The 17181-nt window shown below is 55.5% G+C and carries 9 protein-coding genes and 1 CRISPR repeat array; of the genes, 7 read left to right on the top strand and 2 right to left on the bottom strand.

Annotation, left to right across the window (positions count from 1 at the left end):
- Positions 1–40: 40 nt before the first annotated feature.
- Positions 41–442: a DUF1304 domain-containing protein gene (locus OGI63_RS12120; RefSeq protein ID WP_004218228.1), complete on the bottom strand. Its 402-nt coding sequence runs from the start codon at positions 440–442 to the stop codon at positions 41–43.
- The gene (locus OGI63_RS12115; RefSeq protein WP_014482306.1) at positions 439–1056 is read right to left on the bottom strand and encodes a TMEM175 family protein; all 618 of its coding nucleotides are present in this window, start codon (positions 1054–1056) and stop codon (positions 439–441) included. Before OGI63_RS12115 ends, OGI63_RS12120 begins: the two co-directional genes overlap by 4 nt.
- Positions 1057–1299: 243 nt before the next feature.
- Here OGI63_RS12115 and OGI63_RS12110 point away from each other — a divergent pair, with 243 nt between their 5' ends.
- The 7 genes from OGI63_RS12110 to OGI63_RS12080 all read left to right on the top strand — a co-directional run bounded on the left by OGI63_RS12110 (position 1300) and on the right by OGI63_RS12080 (position 17180).
- Complete coding sequence (locus OGI63_RS12110; protein WP_004218225.1) at positions 1300–5976, top strand: acyl-CoA dehydratase activase-related protein; 4677 nt, start codon at positions 1300–1302, stop codon at positions 5974–5976.
- Positions 5977–6049: 73 nt separating this feature from the next.
- A complete protein-coding gene (locus OGI63_RS12105) occupies positions 6050–7321 on the top strand; it encodes a glutamate-cysteine ligase family protein (protein ID WP_004269219.1) in 1272 nt (423 codons plus the stop codon).
- Between the two features lie 179 nt (positions 7322–7500).
- Positions 7501–8905: a CRISPR direct-repeat array (repeat unit 36 nt; unit sequence ATCTCCGAAGTCTCGGCTTCGGAGCTTCATTGAGGG).
- A 28-nt stretch (positions 8906–8933) separates the two neighbouring features.
- Positions 8934–10565 carry a CRISPR-associated endonuclease Cas4/Cas1 gene (locus OGI63_RS12100; protein WP_004218219.1) on the top strand — a complete coding sequence of 544 codons (1632 nt, stop codon included), beginning with the start codon at positions 8934–8936 and terminating at the stop codon, positions 10563–10565.
- An 11-nt stretch (positions 10566–10576) separates the two neighbouring features.
- Complete coding sequence (gene cas2 / locus OGI63_RS12095) at positions 10577–10870, top strand: CRISPR-associated endonuclease Cas2 (protein WP_004218214.1); 294 nt, start codon at positions 10577–10579, stop codon at positions 10868–10870.
- A gap of 413 nt (positions 10871–11283) precedes the next feature.
- Positions 11284–12480: a type I-U CRISPR-associated RAMP protein Csb1/Cas7u gene (gene cas7u / locus OGI63_RS12090; protein WP_004218212.1), complete on the top strand. Its 1197-nt coding sequence runs from the start codon at positions 11284–11286 to the stop codon at positions 12478–12480.
- 18 nt (positions 12481–12498) lie between these two features.
- A complete protein-coding gene (gene csb2 / locus OGI63_RS12085; RefSeq protein ID WP_012754398.1) occupies positions 12499–14136 on the top strand; it encodes a type I-U CRISPR-associated protein Csb2 in 1638 nt (545 codons plus the stop codon).
- Positions 14127–17180 carry a hypothetical protein gene (locus tag OGI63_RS12080; RefSeq protein WP_004218209.1) on the top strand — a complete coding sequence of 1018 codons (3054 nt, stop codon included), beginning with the start codon at positions 14127–14129 and terminating at the stop codon, positions 17178–17180. The genes csb2 and OGI63_RS12080 overlap by 10 nt, the downstream gene beginning before the upstream one ends.
- The last annotated feature ends 1 nt before the right edge of the window (position 17181 follow it).

The following is a 17181-nucleotide window of genomic DNA, read 5'->3' as shown; positions in this document are numbered from 1 at the left end:
CAGATGTGCAGATTCCTACGCCGCAACGAGTGTGGGAGACTCACGCGAACAGGATGAGGGCCACGAGCAAGGCGATGAGCGTGAGGGCGGGGAAGAAGATTTGCTTGATGGCAGCCGAATGCTTGTCTGGCGCGGTGCACAGCAGCACGAGCGCGGCGCAGAACATCGAGGCGGAGCCGGCGGTCATGAGTGTCACGCCTACCACGGTCACGCCGCACCATAGGACGATGGCGCCGCCAATGGACATGATGGCCAGAAACAGGTTGTAGAAGCCTTGGTTGAAAGCCATTTCCTTGGTCTGTTCAGCTTCGTCGGCACCCATCGAGAAGGTCTCTCGGGTGCTGCGTGACGTCCACAGGAACGATTCCATCACGAAGATGTAGACATGCAGCAGGCCCGCCAGCATAGCGAAGATGGAGGCCGTGATCAATGCGGTGTTCATTGCTTGTCTCCTTCGTCGGCTTCCTTTGCGGCTTGCTTCGCAGCTTCTATGGCGGCCAAATACTCTTCCGCTGAACCCCCTACGGCGGCGACGTCGTCTGGCGTGGCCATGCCGTTGTTCGCCAGCGCGTCCTTCTTGATTTTCACCTGCATGCGGCGCTCGGCCGAGGCGCTTTTGAGGAATAGGAACATGGCGGCGGCCAGTGTGAACACCAGCATGGCCGGCGGCCAAATGGTCAGTGTGATCATTATGCCCACGATCTTGATTGCGAGGTCCCAGGACAACACATTGCCAGCCACCAAGCTCGTCGAATACGGGATGAGCGAGCAGAAGAACAATAGTGTGATGCTCGTCCACAACACCGGCTGGTCGACGAGCTTAACGCCGCTCCATTCGATGTGCAGGTGCACCCACATCGATCCCAGCCAGAAGAACGAGAACGCGTAGGCCAGAAACTGCGGCCACAACTTCCCGAATCCCGACCACGTCAGCGGATCCGGTTTATCCAAATCCAACACGAGAATCGTCATGATGATGGCCAGCACCGCATCGGTGAACGCCACCACTCGTTCCTTGCTCATCGCACACTCCCAGACCCTGCGACTGCCTATCATCTCTCCATCTTAGCCTATCCTCCCGCAGCCCGCTCCTGACTATTCTCACTGCTTATTTCCACGCAGATTTCCACACCTGCGCACACGGTGTGGAAAACCGACAAACCATGCCGAATGTCGTGACCATCGGTAGGGACGATTCGGTAGAATAGTGAGATTATGGCTGCCAGCACGCGAGAAAACAGAGCTCCCGCTTCCGGCATGCCAACCAAACTTGAATACCGCACGAAACACGAGGTAATGATGGCTTCTCTGGTGCAAGAACCTTCGTCGATCTCTCAGACCCTCAACACCGAACCACGCCCGCTGCGCATAGGTCTGGACATCGGCTCGACCACGGTCAAGGCGGTCGTGCTAGACGATTCCGACTCCCTCGATGCCACCCTGTTCGCAGATTACCGTCGTCATCATGCGAACGTGCGCGCGACGATGGAGGGATTGTTGCGTGACATCCGTGCCCATCTCGCCGAACTGGGTCGCGCAGATGAGCCCGTGCGCCTGGCCATCACCGGTTCGGGCGGTTTGGCGCTCGCCGATGCCGTGCATGTGCCGTTCGTGCAGGAGGTGATCGCGGAGACGCGCGCAATCGACGAGGCGATCCCGCAGGCGGATGTGATCATCGAACTCGGTGGCGAGGACGCGAAGATCACGTACCTGAAGCCGACCCCCGAACAGCGCATGAACGGCTCGTGTGCGGGTGGCACCGGCGCGTTCATCGACCAGATGTCGACGCTGCTCGACACCGATGCCGCCGGTCTCAACGAGATGGCGAAGTATTACCAGACGCTGTACCCAATCGCATCGCGCTGTGGTGTGTTCGCAAAGACGGACCTGCAGCCGCTCATCAACGACGGTGCTGCCAAGCCCGATCTTGCCGCGTCGATCTTCACCGCCGTGGCCACGCAGACGATTGCCGGCCTGGCTTCGGGCCGTCCCATTCACGGCACCGTTGTGTTCCTGGGAGGCCCGCTGTTCTTCATGAGCGAGCTGCGGGAGGCGTTCCGCCGTGCACTCGATGGCAAGGTGGACGAGTTCATCACCCCGACCGACGCGCACCTGTATGTCGCCTACGGTGCGGCGCTCGCCGTTGGCGAGCCCGGCCAGATCGAACATGCCGACGAGTACCCGGCACGGTCGCTCGACGACATTATCAATGCATTGGAGGATCTGAAGAACCTGCCGTCGAACACGGCCACGATGCCGCCGCTGTTCGACACCGCGGCCGACCGTGACGCGTTCAATGCGCGTCATCACCGTGAGCATGTGCATGTGGGCACGCTCGAGGGAGCCCGTGGCCCGCACTTCCTGGGCATCGACGCCGGTTCCACGACGATCAAGGCGACCTTGGTCAACGATGACCGCGAGATCGTGTGGTCGTCGTATGCGACGAACGATGGCAGCCCGTTGACTGCGGCGATCGAGATCGTCAAACGCATCCAGTCCGAATTGCCGAGCGATGCCTGGATCGCACGTTCCTGCGCTACCGGCTACGGCGAGGGTCTGATCACGACCGGTCTCCATCTCGACGAGGGTGTGGTTGAGACGATGGCCCACTACCGTGGTGCCGAAATGGTGAGCCCGGGCGTCACCGCCGTCATCGACATCGGCGGCCAGGACATGAAGTATCTGGCGGTCACCGACGGCGTGATTGACTCGATCGCCGTCAACGAGGCCTGCTCGTCCGGCTGTGGGTCGTTCCTGCAGACCTTCGCGCGGTCGATGGGATTGACGATCGAGGAGTTCACTCAGGCGGCGCTCGCCTCCGAACATCCCGTGGACCTGGGGTCGCGGTGCACCGTGTTCATGAACTCGAGCGTCAAGCAGGCCCAGAAGGAAGGCGCGAGTATCGAAGACATCGCCGCCGGCCTGTGCTATTCCGTCGTGCGCAACGCACTGTACAAGGTCATCAAACTGCGCGATTCGGGCGAGCTCGGCAGCACGGTCGTGGTGCAGGGCGGCACGTTCCTCAACGACGCTGTGCTGCGCGCGTTCGAACTGCTCACCGAACGCGAGGTGACGCGCCCCAACATCGCCGGACTCATGGGCGCCTACGGCGCCGCGCTCACCGCGCGCATGCACTACGACGACATCGCCGACGACACGGACGGCGACACCGACGCCGCCGGCGTGCACGTGGCGTGCATCGACGGCGTGGACCACACCGTCTCGAGCATCCTGCACGGCACCGCCCTCGACGAGCTGTCGATGACGACCGAACGCGACGTGTGCAAACTGTGCCAGAACCACTGCAAGCTCACCATCACCACATTCCACGACGGATCGCGCTATGTGACCGGCAACCGGTGCGAACGCGGCGGCGACGCCAAACGCAAACGCAGCGACCGGCCCAACCTGTACGATTTCAAATACAAGCGTGCCTTCGCCTACCGCCGTCTGACCGACAAAAAAGCCACGCGCGGCGAAATCGGCATACCCCGCGTACTCAACATGTACGAGAACTACCCGTTCTGGTTCACCCTGCTCACGAGCCTCGGATTCAAAGTCGTCATCTCCGGACGCTCCAACCACGAACTGTTCGAAACCGGCATCGAATCCATCGCCTCCGAGAACATCTGCTATCCGGCGAAACTCGTGCACGGGCACATCAAGTGGCTCCTCAACAAAGGCATCCGCACGATCTTCTACCCATGCGTCTCGTTCGAAGACGACCTGGTGCCAGAATCCGACAACCACTACAACTGCCCGGTCGTGGCGAACTACCCGGTGGTCATTGAAGCCAACATGCCCGAACTGCGCGCAGACGGCATACGGTTCATGCGCCCCTACTTCAACCTCTCCAAGCACAGCCTCATGGTCGACCGCATCGTCGAGGAATTCGCATGGGCCGGCGTGACGCGCGAGGAGGCCGAAGCAGCCGTCGCCGCCGCCTACGCCGAAGACACCGTGTTCAAACACGACGTGCAGCAGGAAGGCGTGCGCGCGCTCGCCTACATGAAGGAGCACAACTGTCGCGGCATCGTGCTCGCCGGGCGCCCCTATCATGTCGACCCGGAGGTCAACCACGGCATCCCCGAGACGATCTGCTCGCTCGGCATGGTCGTGCTCTCCGAAGACTCCGTCAGCTGGCTCGACCCCAACGACGTGCCCGCGCTCACCGCATATCTCGCCGAAGACGAAACCGACCCGGCCGCCCACACGAGCGAAGGGTTCCGGCACGTCAACGACCGCAAGCTCACCACCATGCCACTGCGCGTGATGAACCAATGGGCCTATCACGCGCGCCTCTACCGCGCCGCGCAGTTCGTGGCCTCCTGGCCCGGACTCGAACTCGTGCAACTCAACTCGTTCGGCTGCGGCCTTGACGCCGTGACGACCGACCAGGTGTCCGAGATCCTCGCCGACAAAGCGGACGTCTACACGATGCTCAAAATCGACGAAGTCTCCAACCTCGGCGCCGCCAAAATCCGCCTGCGCTCACTCAAAGCCGCCGTCGAGGAACGCGAACGCAACGCCCAGCGCGCCGCTACGCCCGCAGCTAGCGCCGGCACCTTCCGGCACACCGGCACCGCAGCGCCCACACCCGGCCGGCAAATCCTGCTCGATGCCGTCATGGGGAGGCAAGCCGGCGGCGCCCAGCAGAACCGGCAAAGCGCCACCATGAGCGCCTACGCCAACCGCGTGCCCTTCGGCAAGGACATGCGCCGCGACTACACCATCGTGGCCCCGCAGATGAGCCCCATCCACTTCCGGCTCGTCGAAGCGGCCATACGCGCCTCCGGATACAAATTCGACGTGCTCGAACACGCCAGCAAAACCGACGTGGAAACCGGCCTCAAATATGTGAACAACGACGCCTGCTACCCGGCGATCATGACCGTGGGCCAGCTCGTGGAAGCCATCAAATCAAGGCGGTATGATCCCGACAGCACCGCGCTCGCGATTTCGCAGACCGGCGGCATGTGCCGCGCCACGAACTACTTCGCGCTGATTCGCAAAGCGCTCGTCGACGCCGGCTACCCGCAGATCCCGGTGATCGCAATCTCCACGCAGGGATTCGTGGACAATCCCGGGTTCACCCCCACCGTCCCGCTGCTGCACCGTGCGGCGAAATCACTCATCATCGGCGACTTGCTCATGAAGTGCCTGTACCGCGTGCGCCCGTATGAGGCGAATCCGGGTTCCGCGAACCGCCTGTACGAGCGGTGGAACGTGATCGTGCGCGAGACACTGCTCAACCACGGCATGTCGAAGACCGCGAAGATGCTGTACGGGCGCGCGTACTGGCCGTACGCGAAACTCGTGGCGAAGATCGTGGAGAGCTTCGACGCGCTGCCGCTGCGGGACGTCGAACGCAAGGTGCGCGTCGGCGTGGTGGGCGAGATCCTGGTGAAATACCAGCCCGATGCCAACAACCACGTTGTCGAAGTGATCGAGTCACAGGACTGCGAGGCCGTGGTGCCCGGCATCATCGACTTCATGACGATGCGCCCGTACATCAACGACTGGAATGAGCACAATCTGGGCACGGGGCGCAACAAAGCGTTGTACACGGCGTTCAAAGGTGTGATCCACACTTACATGAAACCTGTGAACGATGCGCTTGAATCGAGCGGCGGCAAATTCGAGAAAGACCTGCCGATGGACCAGCTCGTGGCCAAGGCGCAGACCGTCACCTCGATCGGCGTGCAAGCCGGCGAAGGCTGGCTGCTCACGGGCGAGATCGTGGAGCTCATCGAATCGGGCTGCCCCAACATCATCTGTGCACAGCCGTTCGCATGCCTGCCGAACCATGTCACGGGCCGTGGCATGTTCGGCAAGATCCGCCGGCTCTACCCGCAGGCGAACATCGTCTCGATCGACTACGACCCCGGCGCGAGTGAGGCGAACCAGCTCAATCGCATCAAACTGATGATCGCCGCGGCGAAGAAGAACGCCGCAGCCGGACGCAGCAGTGTGTGAATTGCGCACGTTATAGGGATTTTTTAGAACAAGCGCGCCGTGTCCATATGCGCGCGCGTTAGTATGGGCACTTATGACAGCACCACGAGTTTCCTACGCGCACCTGCTGGTTCAGCCGAACCCGCGGCACGTGCGCAGCCTTGTCCGCTTCTTCGAGGAGGGGTGCTCCGCGCCGGGGACCGGGGGGTTCGGCGTGGAGATCGAACATCTGCCCGTGCACAACGCCGACGACACGGCGGTCACGTACGGTGAGCCGAACGGCGTGGAAGAACTGCTGCGCCGTCTGCGCCCGTACTACGACTCCGCGCAGGAGTACTGGCAGGACGATCATCTCGTCGGGCTCGCGCGTGAGGGAATCGCCATCTCGCTCGAACCGGGCGGGCAGATCGAGACGTCGATCGGCATTTTGCGCAAACCCAAGGATCTGCTCGAACTGCACGGGCAGTTCATGCGCGAAGCCACGCCGATCCTCGACGAACTCGATTTTCGCTTGGTGAACTACGGCTATCAGCCGAAGAGCTCGTACGCGGACATTCCACTCAACCCCAAACTGCGTTACGCCGCGATGAACGAGTACTTGGGGCGCATCGGGCAGTTCGGACCGTGCATGATGCGCGCATCCGCCTCCACGCAGGTGAGCATCGACTATACGAGCGAGCGCGACGCAATCGACAAGATGCGCCTCGGCACCGCGATCGGCCCGATCCTCGCATGGTTCTTCCGCAATACGCCGTATTTCGAAGGTGCGCCGAACCCGTGGCCGTTGTGCCGCCAGCGCATGTGGGATTACCTCGACGTGCAGCGCACCAACGTGACGCCGGGCCTGTACGACGAGCGGTTCAGCTGGGAGGATTACGCAGCCGACGTGCTGAGCACCCCGCTCATGTTCGCCGACCTGACCCACACGCCGGAAGCGGAAGGCGCGTCTGTGCACGGCACTGAGTTCACGGCGTTCTACACGACGGCCGCCGACCTGTACCCGGACCGCGAGCTCAACGCGTACGAGATCAACCATGTGCTCTCCACGCACTTCAACGATGTGCGCCTGAAGAACTTCATCGAGATGCGGCACTGGGACTCACTGCCAATCGAGCGCGCGGAACTGCTCACGCAGATCGTGAGCAACCTGTTCTACGATGTGGAGCGCCGAACCAGCCTCGAATCGTACTTCAGCGGACTGACCGGCGAAGACGTGCACGCCGCAAAGGCCGTGCTGCAGGCGCGCGGGGGAGACGCGAAGCCCTACGACCAGCCGATGGACTACTGGGCCGAGGTGCTGGGTGTGGGCGATGCGCTCGCAGACGTGCCGGGCGACGCGAAGTGGCCGGAGGTGCGGCAGGGGTAGGAGCTATCCCGTGCGAGGGCTGCATCATGCAGCATAAAGCGGGGAATCTCTCGCATCAATACTTTGTAAGGATTTGTTGAGTTTGTGTAGATAAATCAGTCGTTTGTATCACGTCAATTTGTCTACCTCTCGCAAAAGCGCTTATCAGACTATGTGTATCAGTCTGTATTATGGCTACTATCTCCGAAGTCTCGGCTTCGGAGCTTCATTGAGGGGACGATATGGCGCTCAGCGTGGCGGAGTGGGAGGCGGATCTCCGAAGTCTCGGCTTCGGAGCTTCATTGAGGGAAGACCGGCACCGAACGCGACTTCACCATGACCTCATCTCCGAAGTCTCGGCTTCGGAGCTTCATTGAGGGGCCCACCACAACGGCAACGGCGGAGGAACACGCGCCGAAATCTCCGAAGTCTCGGCTTCGGAGCTTCATTGAGGGAAGCCGAACTCAATCACACGCATCAAAGCGAACAATCTCCGAAGTCTCGGCTTCGGAGCTTCATTGAGGGGTATTCGCCGTTCGAGAGGAATGAGAGGATGCTGTCAGATCTCCGAAGTCTCGGCTTCGGAGCTTCATTGAGGGTCGCCATTGGAGACGCGACGCAGGATACTATCCGATCTCCGAAGTCTCGGCTTCGGAGCTTCATTGAGGGACGACAAGCCGCCGCCACCGATATTCACCTGCGAATCTCCGAAGTCTCGGCTTCGGAGCTTCATTGAGGGGGCCGCTTCGGTGACGGGCTGGTTTTTCCACCACACGCATCTCCGAAGTCTCGGCTTCGGAGCTTCATTGAGGGAATCCCAGCCGCAAGGTCTGATGCCGCCTGAAATATCTCCGAAGTCTCGGCTTCGGAGCTTCATTGAGGGAAACAGGTCAATCAGCGGCGCAGGGAGGAGACGAAATCTCCGAAGTCTCGGCTTCGGAGCTTCATTGAGGGGAGTGAACAACTCACTGTGCGAACCATCGAACCGTTATCTCCGAAGTCTCGGCTTCGGAGCTTCATTGAGGGCGGTTGAGCAGCCACGTGGTGATACTGCTCGCGCCAATCTCCGAAGTCTCGGCTTCGGAGCTTCATTGAGGGCTTGCATCCAACGCGCACAGCATTGCATACGGGTATAGATCTCCGAAGTCTCGGCTTCGGAGCTTCATTGAGGGATCATCCTCACGGAAATAGTGAGCATCCTCGAGAACCTGATCTCCGAAGTCTCGGCTTCGGAGCTTCATTGAGGGGGCCGCGATAGTCCACGAGGCGAACGAAGGCGTTGCATCTCCGAAGTCTCGGCTTCGGAGCTTCATTGAGGGGCTCAAGACACTCACCGACCAGCTCAAGAAGACCGAATCTCCGAAGTCTCGGCTTCGGAGCTTCATTGAGGGCGCGATCGTCACCGACTGCACTGTGTTCGCACTGTCATCTCCGAAGTCTCGGCTTCGGAGCTTCATTGAGGGGCGACACCGAACGCCGCCGCCACAGTCGGGATGGCATCTCCGAAGTCTCGGCTTCGGAGCTTCATTGAGGAAGGGCCAGCAACGTCGTGGAGATCCATCAGGAGGCATCTCCGAAGTTTTGGCTTCGGAGCTTCATTGAGGAATGTACTCCGATTTTTATCTAAGCAAAAATGAAGTATGCTGAGAATAACGCAATGAAGCGAGGTGAAGGGTTGGAAGATACATTACCGATTAGTCTCATATGTGACTTTATCTTTTGTCCACGAAGGGCATGGTTAGAAATCCAAGGTGAGAAGATTGAGTCGTTACAGATGGAGCGCGGTTTTCATGACCATCGTGCAGTGGATGACGCCAACGGTGGCCGCGGGGATACTGACTATAGGGCAGTTAATGTGAATCATCAGGGGTGGGGACTGTCGGGGCGATTAGATGCGGTCCGGTTGAATGAAGACAACGGTGTGATTATCCGTGAATATAAAGCTACACCCGTGCGTAGGAGTATGGATGTGACACATGCCATGCGTATACAGCTCGCCTTGCAGGCTGCATGCATGGAGGATATGGGTTATCGAGTAGATGGGACTGAAATATTCTTTACCTCGCACCATCGGATTGTTCCTGTTGAACTAAGAAAATCCGATTACGAGGAGGCTTACGGTTCCGTGCAGGAGGTTCGTAAGCTTATTGAGTGTGAAACAGCTCCATTGCCTTTTGAGGATGATCCGCGGTGCATGCGTTGCTCGCATGCAGGTATCTGTCTACCTGAAGAACGCGCGCATAACATTCCGGAACATCGTATTATGGTGAAAGTGCCGGATCATGCGGTTACTCATCTAGCGACGCCTGGCGCACGTGCCTACTTGAAGTCAGGACGTATGCATGTCTCCAAAAATGGTGATGAAATCACCTCGGTTCCCCTGGATTCGATTCAGGCTCTCCAGATACACGGGAATGTAGATGTATCAAGTGGTTTGATGAGAGAGCTGATGTGGCGTAATATCCCTATTCTCTGGTGCAGTGGAACAGGTCGACTGATGGGTTGGTCGGTTTCTTCCTATGGGCCCAATGGAGAGACTCGTGTCGCTCAACATGTCGCTTCGCACGAAGGGCGACTGGATCTTGCTCGTGAGTTCATATCGGCAAAAATTCACAATCAAATAGTATTGCTCCGACGGTCCGATAAAAACAACAATGTTTTGTTTGATATGAAACATATAGAGAAATCAGTGGTGAATGCCAATCGTATACAGGATATTCTAAGTTTGGAGGGGCAAGCTGCTGCGTTGTACTTTTCGCAATTTCATCATCTTATCAGCGTGAATAAGCGAAATGAGTGGCCATGGTTGGAACGAATGCGACACCCTGCGCCTGACCCTCTTAACGCATTACTGGATTACACCTACTCTCTTTTGTTGAGCGACTGTATTCGCGCGATTGTATCTTGTGGACTTGATGCACATGCAGGTTTTCTGCACAGTAGTAAACGTAATAAGCCGGCTCTTGCCCTCGATCTTATGGAGGAATTTCGTGCGCCCATTGCGGATTCCGTTGTGCAGACGGTTGTGAACAATGGGGAAATCAAGCGAAATGGATTCGCTAATGTGATGGGCTCTGTGCGGTTACGTGATGAGACTCGTAAGACCCTGATCGGTGCGTATGAACGACGGATGGCAACGGAATTGAAGCATCCGGTTTATGCATATCGGGCATCATGGCGCAGGATTGTGGAGATACAGGCACGCATGGTGCTGGGGCGATTGGAGGGCAGCCTTGAGCGTTATCGGGGAATACGAGTGCGTTAAGGGGTGATTACATGAATAATTTGATGCAGCGGTACATCATTGCTTATGACATCAAGGATGATTCTCGAAGGATTCGTGTCTCCAAGCTGCTGCAGAGTTATGGGAACAGGTTGCAGTACAGCGTTTTTCTCATGGAAATGCGGGAGGTAAGACTTGTGAGGATGGAAGAGCGACTTCATACGTTAATCAATGGTGCGGAAGATTCGGTGGTTATAGCTCGGCTGGATGATGCGAAGACTTCTGAGTCGATTGTTTTTATAGGATCGCGAAACTATGAAGATGTGAGAGTGCCGACAGTGATTTGAGTGCTGGTTTGGTGTGAAAAACGATTAGGGAAAACGAGAATGTCGGGATCTTGAGTTGTATCGGTGTACATATGTATGTAGCTGATGGATTTGCCGGATTCGTGAGTTTTTACACAATCGCCTATGTCGATGTGTGTCAGGATGTATGATGGTGTTTTCTCCGAAGTGTTATTGCGGATATTGCAGTAATGGTTTTCGTGGGCAGCGGTGTGCTGCTGTTCAGCGTGGCAAATCTCCGGAGCTTCATTGAGGGATGTTGTAGTGATCGACCTCTCGTTTGATTCCATCTATCTCTGGGGCTATTGTGGCCCCGGAGCTTCTTTGTATGCATGCTGATTTGGTGCTGCTTAACGATGATGGTACGATGTGTGAGTAGTGAATCGATCTCACTAAAACATGTAGAGAAAAGAGCAATGATGCGCAAACTCACAGTACAAGACTTGAATGAAGCGGCAAAAATTGGGGGCTCGAATGCGCTGACGGAAGTAACGTCGCTCGCACCGGCAGCAGGTATGGGTAGTATCGTAGCTCCTGCAAAATACACTGCTGGTAATGGGTCGACGTATGTGTACGAGAAGCGCTGGGTGAATGATGAGTGTGTTGATACTGTGCTCATTGATTCTAGAACATCACAGGCCAATCGTTTGGAAGACTACATCAGCCGAGCGATTGAAGTTGGCCATCCGATTTTCAGTAAGATGCCCCAAGTTCGCGTACGTTATGAGATGATCCCAGGAGACGAAAGCAGCGTCAGGTATTTCGATGATGTTCAATTGCCACATCGTGCGGTGGACGCGCATATTCGCATCGCTGAATTCAGTGAATCCGACAAAGTCAAGTACATGGCGGCACGAAACTCCTCCTTGGAGGATTTGTCTGCAATGCTGGCGATTTCCCCAGTGACAGTGATGTTTGGGTGCTGGGACTCAACACGAAACAAGAACCAACTGCGTATTCCCGCCAGCTTCAACGGTGAGATTTATGCGGTGCTTGCTGATCAGACGCATGAGTCTCCAATTCATCGTGCAGGCGCGCGTATTGATCCAGTTGCAGCCGGAGTGCATCTAACCAAAAATGAAGCCAAGAAAATTGCTGAGCGCATCAAAGGAACAATGAATGACAAGAAGCTCAGCAAATTCGCGAGTAGCGGGGATGGCTCAACTATCGTCATTGGTGCGATTCCCCCATCAACTGATGCAAATGCTCTTGATGGCATCGCAGTTCGTAGTATTACGCGCACACATGTCCTGAGTTTCTCCATGCTTCGGGCTATGCGCTTCGGTAAAGGGCCAGAGGGTGATGAAGCTATCCGTGTACTGCTGGCTGCAGCGTTGATCAATGCGATGGTTGGAAGCAATGCGGAATTGCATCTACGGGAAAACTGCTTCCTTGTGGAAGCTGATGAGCCGAAAACCGTTCTGGATCGTCGTGGCGGTAAACATGATGATTTGGAGATGCTTACGCTGGAAGACGCCGATGAGCTGTTGGCTCAGGCATATGCACAAGCTCAGAAAAAGGCAGGCATTGATTGGCATGGGCAAATTATCACTGTGCAAGGCGACCCTGCAGTGATTGAATCTGCAAGCGCTGCTGACGACGATGATAGATGATAACCGGAAGATGGCGCTATGACGTTCGCGATTCGTATCCACTTCCTTCTTGCTTCCTATCAAGGAGCAAGCGAATATGGGGAGAAGGAATCTTTTCCAACTCCCATGCGTTTATATCAGGCAATGGTATCAGCCGCACATACCGTTTTTTCATCTGAAAATTCACAGGGTATGCTTGACAAGCGTTTGAACGCAGCACTCGAATGGTTGGAATCGAATCCGCCGGAAGCGATTCGTTTTCCGGAGATAGTTTCGCAATCTCCAACCTCCCATAATGCCATTGCTTATAGGCGTAAAGCAGACAAAGCTCCCAAAGCGGAGCGGGCCCGGTCGGCTGTGATGTACCGTACTGATGAACAAGGGGATATGATCCTCGAGTGGAAAAATGGCCCAGACGACGAAGAGTGCAGTACAATTGCAGATTTGTGTTGGGAGATTCCATTCTTGGGTGGCGCTGGAAGTCCTGTACGTATTACTGTCGAGGAGGGATTTGATTTCCCCCTTCCTGATTCGTATATGCTGCGTCCGGAATCACAATCATTGATGGAAGTCGAGCGTGCGCGCGAATTGCCTTGCCCTGCGCCGGGGCTTCATCAGGAGCTGATGGAGCATTACACTCAGGCTAATCCACATCCAGCCTCTAAGATTCCGAAGGATTCATCCACAAAAAAAGACACAGAAGTCAGATCTGAGAAAAGATTGCAGTGTGTACATCGCAGTACCTACAGCCCTCAGAAACAAGCCAAGTCGGCAGTACAGCTGCCATGGACTCGTATGATTATCATTCCCGCGCGCGTGGAGTCGAATGCTTCGGCGTGGAATCCTCGGGATGATGAATTGACTGCATGGTGTGTGGCGTTGCACCGCTTATTAGTGCGACGTTGGGGTACGGATGTTAGTCCATATCTGACCGGTCGGTGGTCCACCGATTCTATGGTTAAACGTCCGGCGAATAACATCGCCATTCAAGTTCTGCGGAAAGATTATGCGTCGTTGATTGCAGACCAGAGAATCGCAGAGTCTCTTCCTGCCTTCATTTTGATGATTCCCAGCGAAATGGATGCTGGGGAATTGCGGAAATTGGGTACGCTAGTACGTTCGTTGGCCAACTCCAGAATATACTATTCACACAGCAAGCCTGCACTCCGATTAGGGAATCCAATCCCTGGAGAAGGGGTGCATCTGTGGAGTAAACCAAGGGATGGCATGCATCGAATATGGTCACCTATGCCATTTTCGGTCAATGAAACACAAGCTGAAAAAAGCCCCGCCGGACAAAGCAGGTCGTGGACCGCGGAATGCAATCTTGCGGTTTCCATAGGGCACGTATTTCGGAACGTGTTCCGTGGGCAAATTGCCGAAAAAAGAGGCAGGGGTAAGTACTGGGATCTCATTGATGCAGTGACTGCAGGAGATTCTTTTGTACGTATTCTTGCAGCGCGTACCGTGGCTCGCCCAGATATGGGGGATTATGTGCACAGAATGCGTGAGGGCTTCATGATTACGGCATCGACCGGATTGATTGCATTTGAGAATGTGATTAAAGATGAGATTCTCGCTATCGGGCAGAGCAGGCACTTTGGCGGGGGCTTACTCATTCCTATGGATTGTCCCGAAAGCTGTTTCACAACGAAAGGGCAACCGAAATGGAGATGAATGCAACAACCCCAAACGAGATGCTCGTAGAACTGTATGATCTTTTCGTGGAATCGTTGCATCAGGGGCGTAAGCCATATTTATGGCAGACGCGTTTGATGCGTGAAGTCGTCAATAACGGACAGTGGATGAAACTGATATCCGCACCGACCGGTTCTGGGAAGACTGCCGTCATCGACGTGCACCTCTTTGTCAATGCATTGGCAGGGCTCGCTGCATTGGATGATATTCCGTTGCCGAAAGAACTGAATCATCTGCTGAAAAGCCTTTCATTGGATGCCGTTCCACGACGTATGGCAGTGACGGTCAATCGACGTGGCATCGTGGATGATCAGTATTTGGAAGCCTCGGCTGCATGCGCTCGCATCAACGATGTTGCGTCATTAGACGATGACACGGAATCTGAGATTCTTAAGCTCATTGCAGTCGGTCTGTATGCGAGGCAGTATTCGGAACTAATGGATCGACAGTGGACGTTTGACCAGCTAGCTTTCCAGTGTCAGGAACAGGGTAAGGTCGTCTGCTCTGCACAACGCTTGCGCGGAGGCCTTGATGATAAGGCTGATATGCGCGTTTGGCGGTATAAACCGCTCGAATGCCAGATACTGTGTGGTACTCCTGACATGATTGGCAGTCGACTGCTATTCAGCGGATATGGTGTCAGCGATGCGGCAAAACCTATAGAGGCTGCATTGCTTGCCTATGATGCAGTCATCGTAGTGGATGAAGCGCAACTGAGTAGACAATTCGCATACACCGCTCAACAGATTCCAAGAATTGAAGCCTGTATTCGCCAAGGTGAGCCATTGCCGGTCTCTCCTCTCCAAGTTGTTGTGACAACAGCCACCCCTTCAGGGGAGAATATATCCAATCTGCAAGATGAACAGAGCATCTGCGGTGTGGAGGAAGCTGATTTCAAAATCGATTTAGAGCTACGCAGGAGATTGCGGACGCCGCGCCCTATACAAGTTCTTTCAGTTGATGACAAGCAGATCGCCACCTGCATGGCTAAGGAAAGCATTGCATTGCAGGAGCGCCTTGGTGGGGTGGTCGTATGTTTCGTCAACACGGTTCCGCGTGCCAGCGAAGTAGTTAGGAGGCTCAGGGAAGCATTGGGGAAGGATGCCGGTGACAATGCAGTTCGTGCATTCGTTGGCCCTATGCGTGATTATGAGCGAGATCAATTCGTGCAACGATTGGATTCCACGGAACCTCTCTATGATGCAATTCGAGGTGACCAATCTGCGATTACGCAGACAGGTCTGAAGTTCGTTGTTGCTACTCAGACACTTGAGGCAGGTATTGACGCTGACTTCAGTGGAATGATTAGTGAGTTGGCTCCGGCCGCATCTCTCGTTCAACGTGCCGGTCGAGTGAATCGACGAGGATTGCGACCAGAAGGTCCAGTCGTCATATGCTGTCAGAACAGTGGAAAGATTCGTGGCCCCTATATGAAGGAAGACCTAACAGCTGCTCAGATGTGGCTGGAATCGCTACCTGTGGAGGGACTAACGGCATGGTCATCTGTCCTTCAACCGCCTGCTCCTGCGCAATTAGAACGTATGGTACTTCAGCGGTTGGAATGGTGGGATGTTGAGAATCTGTCCCATACCAGCGAAGATGTATTTGCTGAGCATAGAGCGGCAGGGCGCCCGTATCCTGCGGATGTTGACTTGTGGTTAAGGGATGACTTAGCTGATCGAGTCACGCCAGATGTTGCGGTAGTTATCCGTACTCTTCCGCAGGATGATTATCTTGCACAGCGTCTGTTGGCAACCACACCTCCGGATTCGCGTGAATTATTCCCGGTAACATCATATGCAATGCTGGATGCTCTGCAAAACAAATTAAAAGGGCGCCGAGCATTCATCATGCGCACGAATTCAAGCGAGAACGGTAATGCTGTACATCTTTTAGATGGGCAGGCAGATTCAGATCCAACCTTGCGCTCGGGAGATGTGCTCATTGTCGATGACGGAGCCAGAGTGTTTTCTGAGGGGATTCCCATGCTCGATCCCTTTAGCAAGGACGATAAACATTCAAAAAAGCTTCAGGACGAAATAACGTCGCCGGGGGATGTATTCAACAAATGCCAGCAATCGATGGCTGTCCTTCATGCGAATAGAGAGAAACAACCTGCACTATATGAGGAACTGTCTGAGGTGCTTCGCGCAGAAACTGATACTGATGAGACTGTTGAAGCCGAGTATCAGGGGATTGATGTCTCGAAGTATCCAAATCTGCAAGAGGCGTTGAATTCCTGTGCGATTAATAATCACGGTTTTAGAATCGCATTCGTAGATGGATTCATCGACGGTGATTCAAGTGATTCTTCAGTATTCATAGTGCTGCAGTCCTCGGATGCAGCAGATGGAGACCAGTTGCAGGAAATTGGGCGTTTTAATCGCCAAGGTCCTGTGCTGCTTGATGGTCCGGGAAGCCATCAGGAATCCGTAGGGTCACGCGCAGAGCTATTCGCCGCAAAGCTGGGCTTTGATTCCCGACTTGTTGCTGATATACGAACTGCCGGATTACACCATGATGACGGGAAGAAAGATCCGCGTTTCCAAACATTGCTACGATATCGCATGCCCAATGTGCCAGCCGAGCCATTGGCCAAAAGTATGTATCGTTCCTCATCCTGGGAACGTGCCAAGCGCATCGAGTTGAGGCTCGACGGATGGCGGCATGAACAACGTTCAGCCGCTGAATGCTGGGCTCTTGACTCAGAATCTTTGCAGGCTCATGACAAGGAATTGGTGACTAGACTTGCGGGGACATCTCATGGTCATGGACGTTCCATGTTTCCGATGAATGCTCAACAGGTCATACCAGATGCAATCATCCAGACTGTTTCCGAAGAGAATGGCGATGGCTCCCAGACCATACATGCCATCCGCTCCGCAGCAGAAGAGTTATTTGATGCAGGGTACTGGCAGAGCATCATGGAACGAACGAATGAGCGTTACGGATTGTGGGGCATCGCTTTTCTGGAAACTTTGCTTCGTGCCGCTGATGTGACGATATCCATGGAAGGACGATGAT

It is taken from the genome of Bifidobacterium sp. KRGSERBCFTRI (assembly GCF_025908335.1).
This window is presented reverse-complemented; position numbering and strand designations above follow the sequence as displayed.